Genomic DNA, 15,512 nt, shown 5'->3' on the forward strand with positions numbered 1-15,512 from the left:
CTGCTCACCCTAAGACCCGATCTTTAACCCGTATTATTTAAGAGCCTCTAAATCTGCTAGCCCTTTTTCATATTCTTCTTCTGGAAGCGACACATAACCCACTGCTTCAGCCATATCGCCGGCATTTTCTAATGCATACTCCATGAAATCATAAACAGCTGGATCTTCTGAAATGGCTTTGTTTGCCGCATATGTGAACAACGGACGCGATAATGGTTCATACTCGCCTGATTCGATTGTTTCGTGAGTCGGCTCCACTCCGCCGATATTCACTACTTTCAATGTATCTTTGTTAGCGACGTAATAAGCAAACCCGAAGAATCCGATCGCGTTCGGATCAGCTTGGATCCCTTGAACCAACACGTTGTCATCTTCTGATAGCGTCGCGCTGCTGACGATGTCTTCATCTTCTAGAATGACTTCATTGAAATAATCAAATGTTCCTGAATCAGTTCCCGGGGCGTAGAAGACCACTTCTTCATCAGGCCATTCAGGATTGATATCCGACCATTTTTTCGTAGAGCCATCTTCAACCCACAGCTTTTTCAAGTCTTCTACAGTCAAATCTTCGACCCAGTCGTTATCTTGGCTGACAACTACTGATAAGCCGTCGTATGCGAGCAGGAACTCCGTGTATTCAATGCCTGCTTCTTCCAGGCTTGCCGCTTCTTCTTCTTTAATCGGACGTGATGCATTTGAGAAATCCGTTTCACCTTGGATGAACTTTTCAAATCCGCCGCCAGTACCGGAAACTCCAACTGTTACTTGGACCTTCGGTTGGTCTCCAGCATATTCTTCAACAATTCCTTCCATGATAGGTGCAACTGTCGATGATCCATCACCCGAAACAGCGCCTTCTACTTCTGCTGACTCTTCACCTGCTGTATCAGATGTTGTTTCTTCAACGTCAGAACTTGAATCCGCAGATCCTTCTTCTCCGCCGCATGCCCCTAAAATTAACGCTGAACCTAGAATTGCCGATGCCATTGCGAACTTCCAATTTCTCATTTCTCATTTCCTCCTAAGGGTTATGTTATTTACACTCCTAACTATAAAGAGGGATTGTTGAGGAAGTATGGAGCGAATGTTAAGAAAATGTAAACCGGGTTTATTTCTATGCATTTTGGCTTACAAATTGATTTAACGTGAAAAAAAGCGATGGACACAGGCTTAAAGCCCGTATCCATCGCTTTTGATCAATTTTCTTCCCCTTCTTCAACTGCTGTATCAGTGGCAGGTGATTTGATAACGGAAGGTGATTCATTCACTTCTTTGTTTTTCAGTTCGTAGTATTTATCCAAAGCGGCACGAGCAATTTCATTGCTTGCCGGCGGCACATGGCGCGGGTCTGTCGTAATATAAGGAATCACGACAGCGTAGGCAACTTCAGGATTTTCAAAAGGCGCAAATCCAACATGGGTCGTATTGACCGATGCTTTCGTATAGAACGGACTTTCTTTATCGTCGTAATAATTGATTTCCGCTGTCCCTGTCTTTCCGGCAGCCGTATACTTCAGGTCATTAAAATATTTGCGGGCGGTTCCGTTGCTGCCCGTGTAAACCTGCCGCATCCCTTGTTTTACCCGGTCGATTTCGGCCTGGCTATTATTGATGCGATTCAGAATTTTGGGTTCAACGACTGTTTCTACCGCCCCTAAAGTTTTGCCGTCGCTGGAAGGCTGGCGGATTTCTTTGACCACATGCGGCTGCATGCGGTAGCCGTCATTGGCAATAGTTGAAACATACTGCAGCAATTGCAGCGGCGTATAAGTATCATATTGGCCGATGGCGAAATCGAGGAAGGTCCCCGGTTCCGTACGCAAGAAGCGCCCAGTAACCCCTTTTCCTTCGTTCGGCAAATCGATGCCTGTGCGGACGCCAAGGCCGAATTCAGCAAACGAATTGCGCATCGTGTCCCAATCATCCTGCGTTACGCTGAATCCTCTGTAGCGTTCATAGGCGTTGCCGGAAATCGCCAAGGCAATTTTAAACATATACACGTTGGATGAACGCTCAAGGGCCGTCTGGTCATTGACCGCTACCCGATTTCCGATGGTTCTATTGAAGAGAGAGGCTTTCATCAACCCGCCTGGAAGCAGCATCGGTTCATCGATCATCGTCTGCCCCATAGCGATTGCGTCGTTGCTGTATCCGGCAAGCACCGTCGCCCCTTTGACGACTGAACCTGTCGGATAGGCAGCAGTGATCGTTCCGAATGAATAATCGCGGACAATCCGTTTGCCGTTTTCATCACGGTCCAATTGCTTGCCGACCAATGAAATGATTTCCCCTGTCCGTGGATCCATCATGACAAGATACGCGTCTTTCACCAATTGGGAGTTGGGGCCTGCTTTCAGCTCCAGCAATTTCTTTTCGACAATGTCTTCCATGGCGTTTTGGATTTCCGAATCGATTGTCAACACGACATCTTTCCCGGGCTCTCCTTCATCAACCGTCACTGTTTCAACAACGCGTCCCCGGCCATCCGTGACGTTTTTCACGATCGATTTCTGGCCTTGCAGCACTTCTTCGTATTCTTCTTCGAGGAAACTGATGCCGACACGGTCATTACGGGAATAATCCCGGGCCAAATAGTAGTCGATTTTATCTGCCGGAAGCCCTTGTTCAGGCGTTGTCGTATTTCCTAAAATGGTCAGATCCGATGTTTTCACCCGTTTCCAATCCGTAATCGTATTGACTCCCTTTAAATCGGGGTCGGTCAATCGCTCGGAAACCCGGGCAAATTCCTCATCTGTTACACCTTCGTTTTTGATGATCTGAGGTGAAAGTGCATAGCCGGATGTCATTTCACGATAGATTGCCAGAACTTCCAGCTGCTGGTCAGTCAAACTCGCCAGCTCTTCATCGGTGATTCGTTCACGGATCAATGCATCAATTTCACGCTGTTTTTCTTTTTCTTGAATATCTTTATTGGCGATTTCCAGGCGCTCTTCTTCCGTGACTTTTGCCGTCGCTTCCTCGGTATGCAAGGATATGTAGAAGTCCTGCTTATCGCGCAGCGTCACTTTTTTAGGATCTTTTTCAATCAAGGAAGCCAGCTTTTCCGCCACTCGCATCATTTCTTCTCTTTTGGTCGTCTGCATGGCCGTATAAGTAATGGCGTTTACCGGATTGTTATCAACTTGTACACGGCCTTCGCTATCAAAGATCCGTCCTCGCGGCACGCTGGTGTTGACCGGAACTTCTTCCGTACGGGCCAGGGCACGCGTGAAATCTTCGCCTTTAACAATCTGCAAGTAGCCGAGCCGAAGAATCAATACAGAAAATAGCAAGAAAATGGAGAAAAAGAGGATATTCATCCGAAAGACGGTATGCGACTTCAGTTTCGCTTTTGCAAGCGACACACGCCTTTTCTGAGGGGTATTCATTGTCAGTGCACTCCTTTCACCAAAATAGGCAATTGCTAGTATAGCATTTTACATAAAAAAACACACACTTTTTCTGACGAAAAAGTGTGTGCAAAGTTCCATTGAACTCGGATTATTTTGCTGCTTCGTAGCGTTTTGAAACTTCATCCCAGTTTACAACGTTCCAGAATGCCGCCAAGTAGTCAGGGCGTTTGTTCTGGTATTTCAAGTAGTAAGCATGTTCCCAAACGTCCACTCCAAGGATCGGCGTTTTGCCTTCCATTAATGGAGAATCCTGGTTAGGAGTAGAAGTCACTTCCAACTCGCCGTTTGAAACTGCTAGCCAAGCCCAGCCTGAACCGAAGCGTGTTTTGCCGGCATTTTCGAATTTCGTTTTGAATTCGTCAAAGCTGCCGAATTTAGCATCGATTGCTTCAGCAAGTGCACCTGATGGCGCGCCTGTGCCATTTGGCGTAAGCAATTGCCAGAACAACGAGTGGTTAGCGTGTCCGCCGCCATTGTTGCGCACTGCTGTACGGATATCTTCAGGAACTGCGTTCAAATCAGAGATCAATTCTTCAATTGATTTTGAAGCAAGGTCTTCGTGGCCTTCTAAAGCCGCATTTACGTTTGTTACGTAAGTGTTATGGTGTTTTGTGTGGTGGATGTTCATTGTTTCTTTGTCGATGTGTGGTTCAAGTGCGTCATACGCGTAAGGTAATTCTGGTAATTCATAAGCCATGATTAAATTCCTCCTTGAGTCTATTGTTCTACGTTCATAGCGTATCAAAGTTTTTCGAGCGATACAATTAAAATGCCCAGACAATTCATTTAATCAGTCTTTTGACTGAATCAAATTACCAGGAAGAACAGGGCGACCATAATGATTTGTATGATCCCTTTGGTGAAGACCGAAGTGATAAACCCGACGACCGACCCGATGCCCGACTTTACCGATTGTTTGATGGTCGACTTATTGAAAATCAATTCAGCGAGGATCGCACCGAGGAATGGCCCGACCAAAATACCGGCAATCGGAATGACGAAGGGCCCGACAATCAATCCGATTGTGCTGCCCCATAAGCCAGCTTTTGAACCCCCGAATTTTTTTACGCCAAAAGCATTGGCAAGTGCATCGGCTCCAAACAGCAAAACCACAAACAAGCTTTCAATCAGCCAGAACCACCACGGCAAATCGCTGAACTCGAAGAACAGCCCATAAACGACAAATCCGCCGAAGATAAATAGGACCGCTGGAATGATTGGATAAACCAAGCCGACAAACCCGACAGCAAAAAATAACAAAATGACAATCCAAGCGAAAATCTCCATTTTCAACCTCCTAACAAAAACTCCTCTTCACCGTGCCTTACATGATTAAATGTAAAGAAATGAAAAGGAGCCATTAAATCTATTCTACTGTATGAGCCTGCAAAAGTTCCACTATTCTATAAAAGGCTTTCTGCTTCCGATCCCAGAGCGGATGGGATTCCGCTTTTATACACGGTTGCCGAGAATAGCTTCAGCGATGTTGACCGAATGGTCGCCGATACGCTCCAAGTTACTGACGATGTCGACAAAGACAATCCCAGCTTGCGCCGAGCATTGGCCTTCGTTCAAACGCATAATATGTTTTTTGCGGAATTTGCGCTCCATCTTATCAATCAGATCTTCTTGCTCTGCAACTTCACGAGCCAGCTCGTGGCTTGTTGTATCGAGAGCATCCAGCGCTTTTTTCACGGTGGCGATCGTTAAGGTGAACATTTCTCGCAAATCTTCCATCGCATCTGCTGTGATTTTAACCCGGTTATTCTCCTGATAATCGACCAATTCGATGATATTTTCAAAATGGTCGCCGATCCGTTCAATATCCCGAACCGTTTCCATTAACATCGTATGGCGTGTTGAGTCTGTAGCCGAAATGGATTCAGCTGAAATCAACACAAGATAATCGGTGATTTTGCCGTCAAGGTTGTTGATGGCATCTTCCAGTTGATAAGCCATCTCCGCACTTTTCTTGCTCTTTGTTTTTAAGTATTCGTAAGTTTCTTCAAGTCCTTGCACTGCATACCCGCCCATTCGCAGCACTTCTTCCTTTGCCTGCCCTAAGGCAATAGAAGGAGACTGCTCGATAAAATGGACATCCAAGTGCTTCGGCTTGAATTCGATCAAGACTTCTTCACCTGGTATGAATTTGGTTACTAGATAAGCCCAGAAGCCGATCAACGGAAATTGAATAATTGTATTGGCTACGTTAAATGTACCGTGGGCAAAAGCGATTTGCATTTTCGGCTCCAGATTCAAAATTCCTGCAATCCATTCCACATAGGCTGTGAACGGCATCAAGAGAAGCAGAAAAATAATTGAGCCCACAACATTAAACAGGACATGGACAGCTGCAGCTCTGCGTGCAGCAATTGAAGTGCCTAATGCTGCTAATACTGCAGTGATCGTTGTTCCGATGTTATCTCCGAAAAGAACCGGCAGCGACGCGCCTAATGATAGAACGTTCTCTGCGTAAAGGCCTTGCAGAATCGCGACGGTCGCACTTGAACTCTGTACAATCAATGTGAACACTGTACCGACGACTACGCCTAGAATCGGCAGATCACTTAAACTGATCGTTAAGTCGATGAACGCTGCGGATTCGCGCAAAGGTTTCATTCCGTCACTCATCAGTTCAAGACCGAAGAACAGCCCGCCGAAACCGAAGACTACCTGGCCAAAGTTTTGAATCTGATTCTTCTTAAAGAAGAAGATCAGAGCAGCACCCACAGCCATGATCGGCAGTGCATAAGCCCCCACATCCAAACCGATGATAAAGGCGGTTACAGTTGTCCCGATATTGGCCCCCATAATAACGCCAATCGCTTGTCTTAAAGTCATAAATCCGGCACTGACTAAACCTACGACAATGACCGTCGTCCCCGAACTCGATTGAATCAGCACCGTGACAATAATCCCTACTAGAACTCCCATGAAAGGATTGGTCGTAAAGCGGTCGAGGATTCCCCGCAGCCTGTCGCCTGCAGCTTTTTGCAAGGCATCCCCCATATATTTAATGGAGAACAGGAATATCCCTAAACCGCCAAAGAAAGTAAAAAGCATTTCTTGCCAATTCGTTTCCACGATATACATTCAACTCCTAATTTACGATTTCACACCCTGTCTATTATGAAGAGTTCGATAAGACCTTGTAAATACCTTTATTTAAAATTTACATTGCCGTAACAAAGCACTCCTATTGGATACACTTCCGCATGTTAGGATATAATTATCAGTTGAAAGGAAGATGCACGTGAACCTTTATCAATTATTCAAAGCCAGTTTAATGGAACCTAAAAAGCAGGCAGCCGTCCGTATAATGACGATAGGAAAGATTCTGCGTTTTGTTTTCGTGTTTATCCTATTTATGACGGTAATTTCCTTCATTGAATTATCACTCGGTTTGAGCGACACAGCCAGTGATGTTGAAGGCCTTCTCCAATTTGTCGAAGAAATTGAATTTCTGCTCTACCCTTTTGCTTTTGTGTTTTTATTTGTTTCGACGACCCTCTACCATTTTTTGAAAATCAGTTTTTTCGCGTTGGTCGGGCTGCTGTTCATTAAACTAAAAAAGCGCAAAGGCGAATATCGCCATCTTTGGCGCACGGCTGCTTTAGCAGTCACAATTCCGACACTTATTTCATTTGTGTTCAGTTTTATCGGAGCCGATCTTTGGGTTTCTGCTGCAACCAGTCTGTTGACGGTCCTCTATTTATATTTGGCTACGAATTATTATCCGAAACAGCCGGCAAAAAAAGTATAGACATTACACAATCCTGGATTCTACCCGAGAATGGACCCTTGAAGTACAAAGAATTCTTGCCATTATTCAAAAAATGGCAACTCAACCGTTCTTTCTTGTCTTTTAGGTTGTCAGACTGCTAAAATGGCAATAGGTAACTGTAACAAACTAGTCAACTAGTTGGAAAAAGCGGTAGGCCGAGTGAAGCCTATCCTGCTAAAAAGGAGAGAATTTTAATGAGTGAAAGCATTCACCGTACGAAAACACGCCCCGTTAAAGTTGGTGATCTGACGGTCGGCGGAAGCAATGAATTATTCATTCAAAGTATGGCAACAACAAAAACCCACGATGTGGAAGCGACAGTTGCAGAAATTCTGCGCCTAGAAGAAGCGGGCTGCCAAATTGTCCGTGTTGCTTGCCCGGATGAGCGTGCGGCTTACTCTATCGGTGCCATCAAGGCACGCATCAATATCCCGCTTGTTGTTGATATTCATTTTGACTATAAATTAGCTTTGATCGCAATTGAACAAGGTGCTGACAAAATCCGCATCAACCCGGGCAATATCGGACGCCGCGAAAAAGTGGAAGCGGTTGTAAACGCAGCAAAAGCAAAAGGCATTCCGATCCGCATCGGTGTCAACGCTGGTTCATTGGAACGCAAAATCCTTGAAAAATACGGCTACCCGACTGCTGACGGCATGGTTGAAAGTGCGCTTCACCACATTAAAATCTTGGAAGACTTGGATTTCCACGACATCATCGTTTCGATGAAAGCGTCAGATGTAAGTTTGGCGATTGAAGCTTACGAAAAAGCTTCAAAAGCTTTTGACTATCCGCTTCACTTAGGCATCACGGAGTCGGGTACGTTGTTCTCCGGAACGGTGAAAAGTGCGGCCGGCATCGGTGCATTGCTTGCGAAGGGCATCGGCAACACATTGCGCATCTCGCTAAGTGCGGACCCAGTCGAAGAAGTAAAAGTGGCACGTGAATTATTGAAAGTTTTCGGCTTATCTTCTAATGCCGCAACACTGATTTCTTGCCCGACTTGCGGACGCATTGAAATCGATCTGATCAAGATCGCAAATGAAGTGGAAGAATACATCTCCCACATTAAAGCTCCACTTAAAGTAGCGGTTCTTGGCTGTGCTGTAAACGGCCCCGGGGAAGCACGCGAAGCGGATATCGGCATCGCTGGTGCGAGAGGCGAAGGTTTGCTGTTCATGAAAGGAAAAACGGTCCGCAAAGTGCCGGAAGAAACGATGGTTGAAGAATTGAAGGTTGAAATCGATAAGCTTGCACAGGAATACTTTGAAAAACAAGCTGCTGAAAAAGCAGAATTGGAACAACAACAAGTATAAGGTCGTGAAGCTATGAGAAGCCGTTTTGGCATTGACATCGATGGGACGGTGACATCACCGACCTCATTGATTCCACATATTAATGAAGCATTCAACAGCAACCTGACGCTGGATGATATAAAAGAATACGATTTGACTGCAGCTCTGCCCCACCTTCCAAAAGGCGAATTTTTTGACTGGTTCCGGGAAGCTGAACCGAAAATTTATGCGACTTCTCCCATTTCAGAGAACGCCAAAAATATTTTGGAAAAATGGAAAGAGCACTACGAATTGTATTTCATTTCAGCGCGCGGCGAAAATGCCCGCGACGTAACATACGATTGGTTTGCCGAGCATGCCATTGCGTATGACCATATCGAATTGATCGGCACCCATAAGAAAATCGAAACAGCGAAACGCCATCAAGTGGATCTTTTCTTTGAAGATAAGCATGATAACGCGGTCGAAATTTCTGAGGAGCTGGACATTCCGGTCATCCTGTTCGATACGCCTTATAACCGCTTGCCAACACCGAAGAATGTGGTGCGCGTGTTCAATTGGCTGGAAGCTGAGCAATGGGTCGAAAAAGAATTTGCTCTTCAGCAAAGCATTCGTTCAAAATAAATTGAAAACCATCAGCGCGTTTCGCTGATGGTTTTTTTGTTTGCTTTGTTGCAAATGGCGAAAGTTCGTTTGAAAAAAAGCGCAAGCGGCATCTTCACCGCTTGCGCTTTTCTTACTGTCCAGACTCCAGCGCCTAGCTTCTCGGGGCATAAGCCGTCTCGCCTGTGCGGCAAGAAGCGCCGCTTCGGCAATCCGTCTTATGCCTTTCGAAGCTGAACAGGCACTTCCGCTTTTCTTATTGGCATTCCGGGCATTTGCCGTAAATTTCGAATTTGTGGTTTGCAATTTCATAAGCCGGCAATGCCGCGCCGAGCATATCCATCGGACACACGGGTATTTCTTTGATCTTCCCGCAGTCCATGCAGATGAAGTGATGGTGGTGGTGTTCGCTTTCGCATTGCATCCGGAAATGGCGCTCACCCGACAGCTCCGTTTCTTCCAATATGCCAAGCGACACGAACGTCGCCAAGTTGCGGTATACCGTATCGTAGCTCATGCTCGGATAATCCTTTTGCATGACGTCGAGCAGATCACGCGCCGTCAAATAGCGGTCATCATCTGCAAATAATTCAAGGATTTGCGACCGTTTCGTCGTTTCCTTATAGCCGTTTTCCTTTAAAATGTCCCACGCTTTTGAGATGTTCATGCGACAGCCCCCTTCTTCATTGAAACAGAGATCTTTTTAAAGCCAATGACCAGCAATAACAAGAAAATTGAAGTGACAACAATGGTGCCTCCCGGCGCCAAATTAAAGTAAAATGCCGTAACTAAACCGGTGATGACGGAAAATTCGCCAAAAAAGATGGATAGCAAGATTGTTTGTTTGAAGCTTTTCGCTACCCGCATGGCCGCCGCTACCGGGATCGTCATCAATGACGACACCAATAATATCCCGACGATCCGCATCGAACCGGCAATAACAAGCGCAGTCACAATCATGAAGAGGAAATGAATCCATTTGGCCGGCAATCCGGAAGCTTTTGCGTATTCATCATCAAACGACAATACAAACAATTCTTTGAAGAACAAGAAAATAAATGCCAGGACAACGATGGCGATGGCACCTACAATCAGCAGGTCCTCCCGGCTGACAGCCGAAACAGAGCCAAATAGATAGCCGAATAAATCATTGGAAAAGCCTTGCGCCAGCGAAATGAAAATCGCCCCAAAGCCAATTCCCGCCGACATGATGATCGGAATCGCCAATTCTTCATAATGTTTATAGAGGCTTCTCAGGCGTTCAATCAGAATGGAACCGCCGACAGATGCAGCAATCCCTAGAAATAAAGGATTCAATAAAGCAAAGGCAGCTACGCTCTGGCTTAAAAACAGGCTTCCCGCTATTCCGGCTAACGTTACATGGCTCAAGGCATCCGCAATAAGCGAAAGGCGGCGGACCACGATGAAAACGCCGAGAAGCGGTGCGATGACACCGATGATCAAACCGGCGGCAAATGCATTTTGCAGAAATTCATAAGTAAAAATGGCTTCAAACATGGCTATGGCTTCCTCCGATATGGTGAATTTTACGGACCGAATGGCCATACCATGCTTCGCGCTGGGCGTCGCTCATCGTATGGAGCTGTTCTTTAAATCCGTGGAAATGGATGGTCTGGTTAAGGCAAGCCACATGCGTGATGCGGTCGGTTACCGTATCTACGTCATGGGTCACCAGCACCAACGTGATGTTTTGATCGCGGTTAAGCGAAGCAAGCATATTATAGAAAGATTGGACATTTTGGTGATCAATGCCCACTGTCGGCTCATCCAGGATGAGCACTTTCGGCTTTGCCACCAAAGCTCTCGCGATAAACACACGCTGCTGCTGCCCGCCGGATAATTCACTGACGCTGCGGCCGCTAAAAGCTTCCATCCCGACTGAAACCAGTGCTTCTTTTACATGCTGTTTGTAATTTTTCGGAAGCCTGTGGAATAAACCTGCTTTTTTCGCCAGTCCCCCAGCGACCACTTCTTCCACAGTTGCCGGAAAACCGGAATTGAAGGAATTGGATTTTTGGGAAACGTAGCCGATCCATTCGCGGTGCTTGAAGTTTTTCGAATCAACGCCAAAAAGTTCGATCTGCCCTTTTGTCGGCTTGATCAACCCCAGCATGACTTTCAGCAAAGTGGATTTTCCGGATCCGTTCGGTCCAAGTATGGCCAGGAAATCGCCTTCCTCGACTTTCAAGGAAATGTTCTCGAGTGCCCTCGTTTGTTCATATTCATAACTGATTTCTTTAATATTGATCAATGGCGCGTCCATAAAGCCGCCTCTTTTCTAATTAATAATGATTACGATTTACATCATTAAATCAGTATAGAGGACTTTAGCCCCCTTGTAAATAGTTAAGCACTCAGAAAATCACCGGTTCCCGCCATTCGGATAAAAATAAAAACCGCAAGCTTGCCGGAATTTCCGGTTCAGCTTGCGGTTGCATGATGCTTTTGATTAAAGCGGCGCTTTCATTTCTTCGATGACACCCGGAGTAAAAATCCCGTTTTTGAACATTTCAATTTCAAAAGCGTATGGCGGTTTTTTATTTTTTGCATCGGTTCCGACATACGGCGTTTCGAGAATTTTCGGCACATGCTGCAAGTCGCGGTGATGCACAATGCCATTCAAGGCTTCAAAGCCGATTTCCCCGAATCCGATGTTTTCGTGGCGGTCTTTGCCGGCCCCGCGGACATTTTTGCTGTCATTGATGTGAAGCACCTGCAGACGGTCGATTCCGACAATGCGGTCGAATTTTTCGAGTACCCCATCAAAATCTTCCTGGATATTATACCCGGCATCATGTGTATGGCAGGTGTCGAAGCAAACCGACAAACGCTCATTATGGGTTACGCCATCAATGATCGCTGCGATTTCCTCAAAGCTGCGGCCGCATTCCGTGCCTTTTCCAGCCATCGTTTCAAGGGCGATATTGACCGCATAATCCTCTGCCAGCACCTCATTCAAGCCTTCAACGATTTTCGCAATTCCCGCTTCTGGGCCTGCGCCTACATGGGCACCTGGGTGCAAAACGATCTGCTTCGCGCCAAGCGCTGCCGTCCGTTCGATTTCTTTTTGAAGAAATTCAACGCCAAGTGCAAAAGTTTCAGGCTTAACGGTATTCGCTAAGTTAATGATATAAGGTGCATGCACCACGATATGGCTCAAATTGTTGGCAGCCATATGGGCCTGGCCCGCTTCGATATTCAGCTCTTCAATCGGCTTGCGGCGCGTATTCTGCGGTGCTCCCGTATAGATCATGAATGTGCTCGCTCCGTAGGAAGCCGCTTCTTCACTTGCTGCAAGAAGCATTTTCTTTCCGCTCATCGATACGTGTGAACCTATTAACATCTAAATAATCTCCTTACTTTTTGCGGTTTTTGCGGCGTTCGATTTTCTTGATTTCGTCCATTTTCCATTTCATTTTCTTTTTGTACATCGGTTTTACAGATTTAGGTTTATGGACCATCGTTTTCGCTTTCGCATCCGCTTCATTTGTCTGTCTAACGCGCGTTTTCCGGCTATGGCGGTCTTTCAAATCAACAAACTCGCCTTTGACGATATCTTTTTGCTGGAAAGGAATGCCCATTTTCTCGACGCGGTTAATCGCATCTTCCTCTTCCGGATTGAAAATCGTGATGGCAATCCCTTTTAATCCGGCGCGTGCCGTACGGCCGACGCGGTGAACAAAGAATTCCAAGTCTTCCGGCAGCTCATAGTTGATGACATGGCTGACGCCTTGGATGTCGATGCCGCGTGCCGCAAGATCGGTTGCCACGATGTATTGATATTCCAAATCACGGATTTGCTTCATCATTTTCACGCGTTCCCGCGGAGCCAAATCGCCATGGACCCGGCCGACACGGATGCCCGCTTTTGCCAGTTCGTCTGCCACGTAGTCGGCATTTGTTTTCGTATTGACGAAAATGATGGCCAAATACGGATTAATGATGCCCATAATTTCTTTCAGGCGCTCCACTTTCCGTTTGCTTCTGGCTGGCACCAAGTAGAAATCTAAGCCTTCAGCCGTCGGGCGTTTGTCGCCGATTTTAACGTGGACTGGTGATTCCATGTATTTTTTCAGGAATGGCTTCAATTTTTCCGGAATGGTCGCTGAGAATACATACATCTCCAAATCGTCTTTCATCTTGCCGGCAACTTGGTCAATTTCTTCGATAAAGCCAAGATCAAATGCCAAATCCGCTTCGTCAACCACAAGGATTTTTCCTGTGTGGACCAAAAGCGCATTTTCATTGACCAAGTCTTTTAAGCGGCCTGGTGTACCGATAACGATATGCGGCTGGGTCTTCAGTTTGTTAATGGAACGTTTTTTGTCTGTTCCGCCGATAAAGCTTTTCACTTCGATATCGGATCCTTCAACAAGCTTCATCATTTCTGCATAGATTTGCGTGCCGAGTTCGCGTGTCGGTGCACAGATCACTGCCTGAACTTCTTGGCGGCTTGTGTCGATGCGCTCTGCAATCGGAATGATGAAGCTATGGGTTTTCCCTGTTCCTGTATGGGATTGGCCGATAGCTGAGTTGCCTTTCAATATATGGGGCATCATCTCTTTTTGGATCGGGGTCGGTTCCTGAAAACCGAGTTTTTTCACCGCTTCTAATAGGAACGGCTTGAATGGATAATCATTAAATTTTGTCATGGGATCATATTCCCTCCTTACGCTCTTGACATTATAGCATGAATTCGCTTTTTTCGTATTGCAACTTTTGTAAAGACACGCCGTCTCGTTTATAATGAAGGTATGATTTTGAAAGGAGTGCGGTTATGAAGGTAATGAAAATATCGCCAAGAGGGTATTGCTATGGCGTTGTAGATGCAATGGTCATTGCAAAAAATGCGGCAATGGACGAAACTTTGCCCCGCCCTATTTATATACTAGGCATGATTGTCCACAATAAACACGTAACAGACGCATTTGAAGAAGATGGAATCATCACGTTGGACGGCAAAAACCGCCTTGAAATTTTGGAGAAAGTCGAATCCGGCACGGTCATTTTCACAGCGCACGGCGTTTCGCCGCAAGTCCGTGAACTTGCCCGGAGAAAAGGGCTGGTGTCCATCGATGCAACTTGCCCGGATGTCACCGTTACCCACGATTTGATCCGGGAAAAGACGGCAGAAGGCTATCACATCATCTATATCGGCAAAAATGGCCACCCCGAACCTGAAGGGGCGATCGGTGTCGCGCCTGACTTGGTCCATTTGGTGGAAAGCGTTGAAGATGTTGATCAGCTTCAATTAACAGCAGACAAAATCATCGTGACCAACCAAACGACCATGAGCCAGTGGGACGTTGTGGACATGATGAAACGCTTAAAAGAGAAATACCCGCATTCAGAAGTCCATAAAGAAATTTGCCTGGCGACACAAGTTCGCCAGGAAGCCGTCGCAACCCAAGCGGGCGAAGCGGATCTATTGATTGTCATCGGCGACCCGATGAGCAACAACTCGAACCGCTTGGCGCAAGTTTCCCAAGACATCGCCGGAACGCCTGCTTACCGCATTTCCGATCTTTCGGAACTGAAGCTGGAATGGCTGGATGGTGTGGAAACGGTGGGAATCACGGCCGGCGCTTCGACGCCGACCCCGATCGTCAAGGAAGTGATGAACTTCCTCGATAAATACGATCCGGAGGATCCGGAAACACATGAATTGACGCGCAGTGTCCCGTTGAATAAAATCTTGCCGAAGATCAAGCATCCGAAACCTTCGGAGCGCATTGAACCTTACCCAGTCGAATAGTTTGAAATGTCCTTTTGGCCATTGACATAAACCGTGAGCTTTTATCAAAGTCTCACGGTTTTGCTTTACAGATGATTACAGCGAGGTGAAATTGCATGGAAAAGATCGCGATCATTGGCTCGGGTGGCTCCGGAAAATCCACTTTCGCACGCAAACTGGGCGATAAACTTCAGCTTCCCGTCTACCATCTTGACGCCATCCTCTGGAAACCGAACTGGACTGCTGTCTCTCGGAGCCAGCAAGAAGCCATCCAGCTTCAACTGGTCAATAAAGAAGAATGGATTATTGACGGCAATTACAACGGCACACTGGACCTCCGCTTAGAAGCTGCTGATTGCATCATTTTCATGGATATGCCGCGCAACTTATGCATTTACCGGATATTGAAACGCAATTTCCTTTACCGGAACACGCAGCGCCCTGATATGGCCACTGGCTGCCAGGAACGCTTCGATTTGAAATTTTTGAAGTGGGTGTGGAATTATTCCCGAGACCAGCGCCCTCGCGTCTTGCAGAAGTTGCAGCGTTTAGCAATTGAAAAAGAGTTGGTCATTTTGGCTTCTCCTAAAGAAGCGAAAGACTTTCTCGAACAACTAAAAACAGAGAATCCAGTCGCCGTAAAGTAAACTGGATTCTCTGTT

At 46.3% G+C, this 15,512-nt stretch carries 15 protein-coding genes; 5 read left to right on the forward strand and 10 right to left on the reverse strand.

Translation table 11 applies throughout. The features are described from left to right. Nucleotides 1-33 precede the first annotated feature (33 nt). From BN1080_RS09210 to BN1080_RS09230, 5 genes are all read right to left on the reverse strand, one after another. Complete coding sequence (locus BN1080_RS09210) at nucleotides 34-1,008, reverse strand: PstS family phosphate ABC transporter substrate-binding protein (protein WP_052651768.1); 975 nt, start codon at nucleotides 1,006-1,008, stop codon at nucleotides 34-36. 188 nt (nucleotides 1,009-1,196) lie between these two features. Continuing rightward, nucleotides 1,197-3,389, reverse strand: a complete 2,193-nt coding sequence (locus BN1080_RS09215) for a peptidoglycan D,D-transpeptidase FtsI family protein (RefSeq protein WP_052651769.1) — start codon at nucleotides 3,387-3,389, stop codon at nucleotides 1,197-1,199. A 112-nt stretch (nucleotides 3,390-3,501) separates the two neighbouring features. Beyond that, on the reverse strand, nucleotides 3,502-4,110 hold the full coding sequence (locus tag BN1080_RS09220) for a superoxide dismutase (RefSeq protein WP_052651770.1): 609 nt from the start codon (nucleotides 4,108-4,110) through the stop codon (nucleotides 3,502-3,504). Between the two features lie 110 nt (nucleotides 4,111-4,220). Next, the gene (locus tag BN1080_RS09225; protein WP_052651771.1) at nucleotides 4,221-4,700 is read right to left on the reverse strand and encodes a DUF456 domain-containing protein; all 480 of its coding nucleotides are present in this window, start codon (nucleotides 4,698-4,700) and stop codon (nucleotides 4,221-4,223) included. A 165-nt stretch (nucleotides 4,701-4,865) separates the two neighbouring features. Then, the gene (locus BN1080_RS09230) at nucleotides 4,866-6,497 is read right to left on the reverse strand and encodes a Na/Pi cotransporter family protein (protein ID WP_052654526.1); all 1,632 of its coding nucleotides are present in this window, start codon (nucleotides 6,495-6,497) and stop codon (nucleotides 4,866-4,868) included. Nucleotides 6,498-6,666: 169 nt separating this feature from the next. On the opposite strand from BN1080_RS09230, the gene BN1080_RS09235 reads away from it, so the two are divergent. From BN1080_RS09235 to BN1080_RS09245, 3 genes are all read left to right on the forward strand, one after another. Beyond that, complete coding sequence (locus BN1080_RS09235; protein WP_052651772.1) at nucleotides 6,667-7,176, forward strand: DUF1189 family protein; 510 nt, start codon at nucleotides 6,667-6,669, stop codon at nucleotides 7,174-7,176. A 215-nt stretch (nucleotides 7,177-7,391) separates the two neighbouring features. Beyond that, nucleotides 7,392-8,513, forward strand: coding sequence for a flavodoxin-dependent (E)-4-hydroxy-3-methylbut-2-enyl-diphosphate synthase (gene ispG / locus BN1080_RS09240; protein ID WP_052651773.1), 1,122 nt, complete (start codon nucleotides 7,392-7,394; stop codon nucleotides 8,511-8,513). Nucleotides 8,514-8,525: 12 nt separating this feature from the next. Continuing rightward, the gene (locus BN1080_RS09245; RefSeq protein WP_052651774.1) at nucleotides 8,526-9,116 is read left to right on the forward strand and encodes a nucleotidase; all 591 of its coding nucleotides are present in this window, start codon (nucleotides 8,526-8,528) and stop codon (nucleotides 9,114-9,116) included. 235 nt (nucleotides 9,117-9,351) lie between these two features. Here BN1080_RS09245 and BN1080_RS09250 read toward each other — a convergent pair whose 3' ends face one another. The 5 genes from BN1080_RS09250 to BN1080_RS09270 all read right to left on the reverse strand — a co-directional run bounded on the left by BN1080_RS09250 (nucleotide 9,352) and on the right by BN1080_RS09270 (nucleotide 13,768). Then, a complete protein-coding gene (locus BN1080_RS09250; RefSeq protein ID WP_052651775.1) occupies nucleotides 9,352-9,762 on the reverse strand; it encodes a Fur family transcriptional regulator in 411 nt (136 codons plus the stop codon). Continuing rightward, nucleotides 9,759-10,613, reverse strand: coding sequence for a metal ABC transporter permease (locus BN1080_RS09255; RefSeq protein WP_052651776.1), 855 nt, complete (start codon nucleotides 10,611-10,613; stop codon nucleotides 9,759-9,761). The genes BN1080_RS09250 and BN1080_RS09255 overlap by 4 nt, the downstream gene beginning before the upstream one ends. After that, nucleotides 10,606-11,379, reverse strand: coding sequence for a metal ABC transporter ATP-binding protein (locus BN1080_RS09260; protein ID WP_052651777.1), 774 nt, complete (start codon nucleotides 11,377-11,379; stop codon nucleotides 10,606-10,608). The genes BN1080_RS09255 and BN1080_RS09260 overlap by 8 nt, the downstream gene beginning before the upstream one ends. A gap of 186 nt (nucleotides 11,380-11,565) precedes the next feature. Then, nucleotides 11,566-12,459, reverse strand: a complete 894-nt coding sequence (locus tag BN1080_RS09265; protein ID WP_052651778.1) for a deoxyribonuclease IV — start codon at nucleotides 12,457-12,459, stop codon at nucleotides 11,566-11,568. Between the two features lie 13 nt (nucleotides 12,460-12,472). Next, nucleotides 12,473-13,768, reverse strand: a complete 1,296-nt coding sequence (locus BN1080_RS09270; protein WP_052651779.1) for a DEAD/DEAH box helicase — start codon at nucleotides 13,766-13,768, stop codon at nucleotides 12,473-12,475. Nucleotides 13,769-13,893: 125 nt separating this feature from the next. On the opposite strand from BN1080_RS09270, the gene BN1080_RS09275 reads away from it, so the two are divergent. Together BN1080_RS09275 and BN1080_RS09280 are read left to right on the forward strand one after the other, a co-directional pair. After that, a complete protein-coding gene (locus tag BN1080_RS09275) occupies nucleotides 13,894-14,871 on the forward strand; it encodes a 4-hydroxy-3-methylbut-2-enyl diphosphate reductase (protein ID WP_052651780.1) in 978 nt (325 codons plus the stop codon). 95 nt (nucleotides 14,872-14,966) lie between these two features. Next, on the forward strand, nucleotides 14,967-15,497 hold the full coding sequence (locus BN1080_RS09280) for a DNA topology modulation protein (protein WP_052651781.1): 531 nt from the start codon (nucleotides 14,967-14,969) through the stop codon (nucleotides 15,495-15,497). The last annotated feature ends 15 nt before the right edge of the window (nucleotides 15,498-15,512 follow it).

The organism is Planococcus massiliensis (assembly GCF_000821325.1).
GTDB lineage: Bacteria > Bacillota > Bacilli > Bacillales_A > Planococcaceae > Planococcus > Planococcus ruber.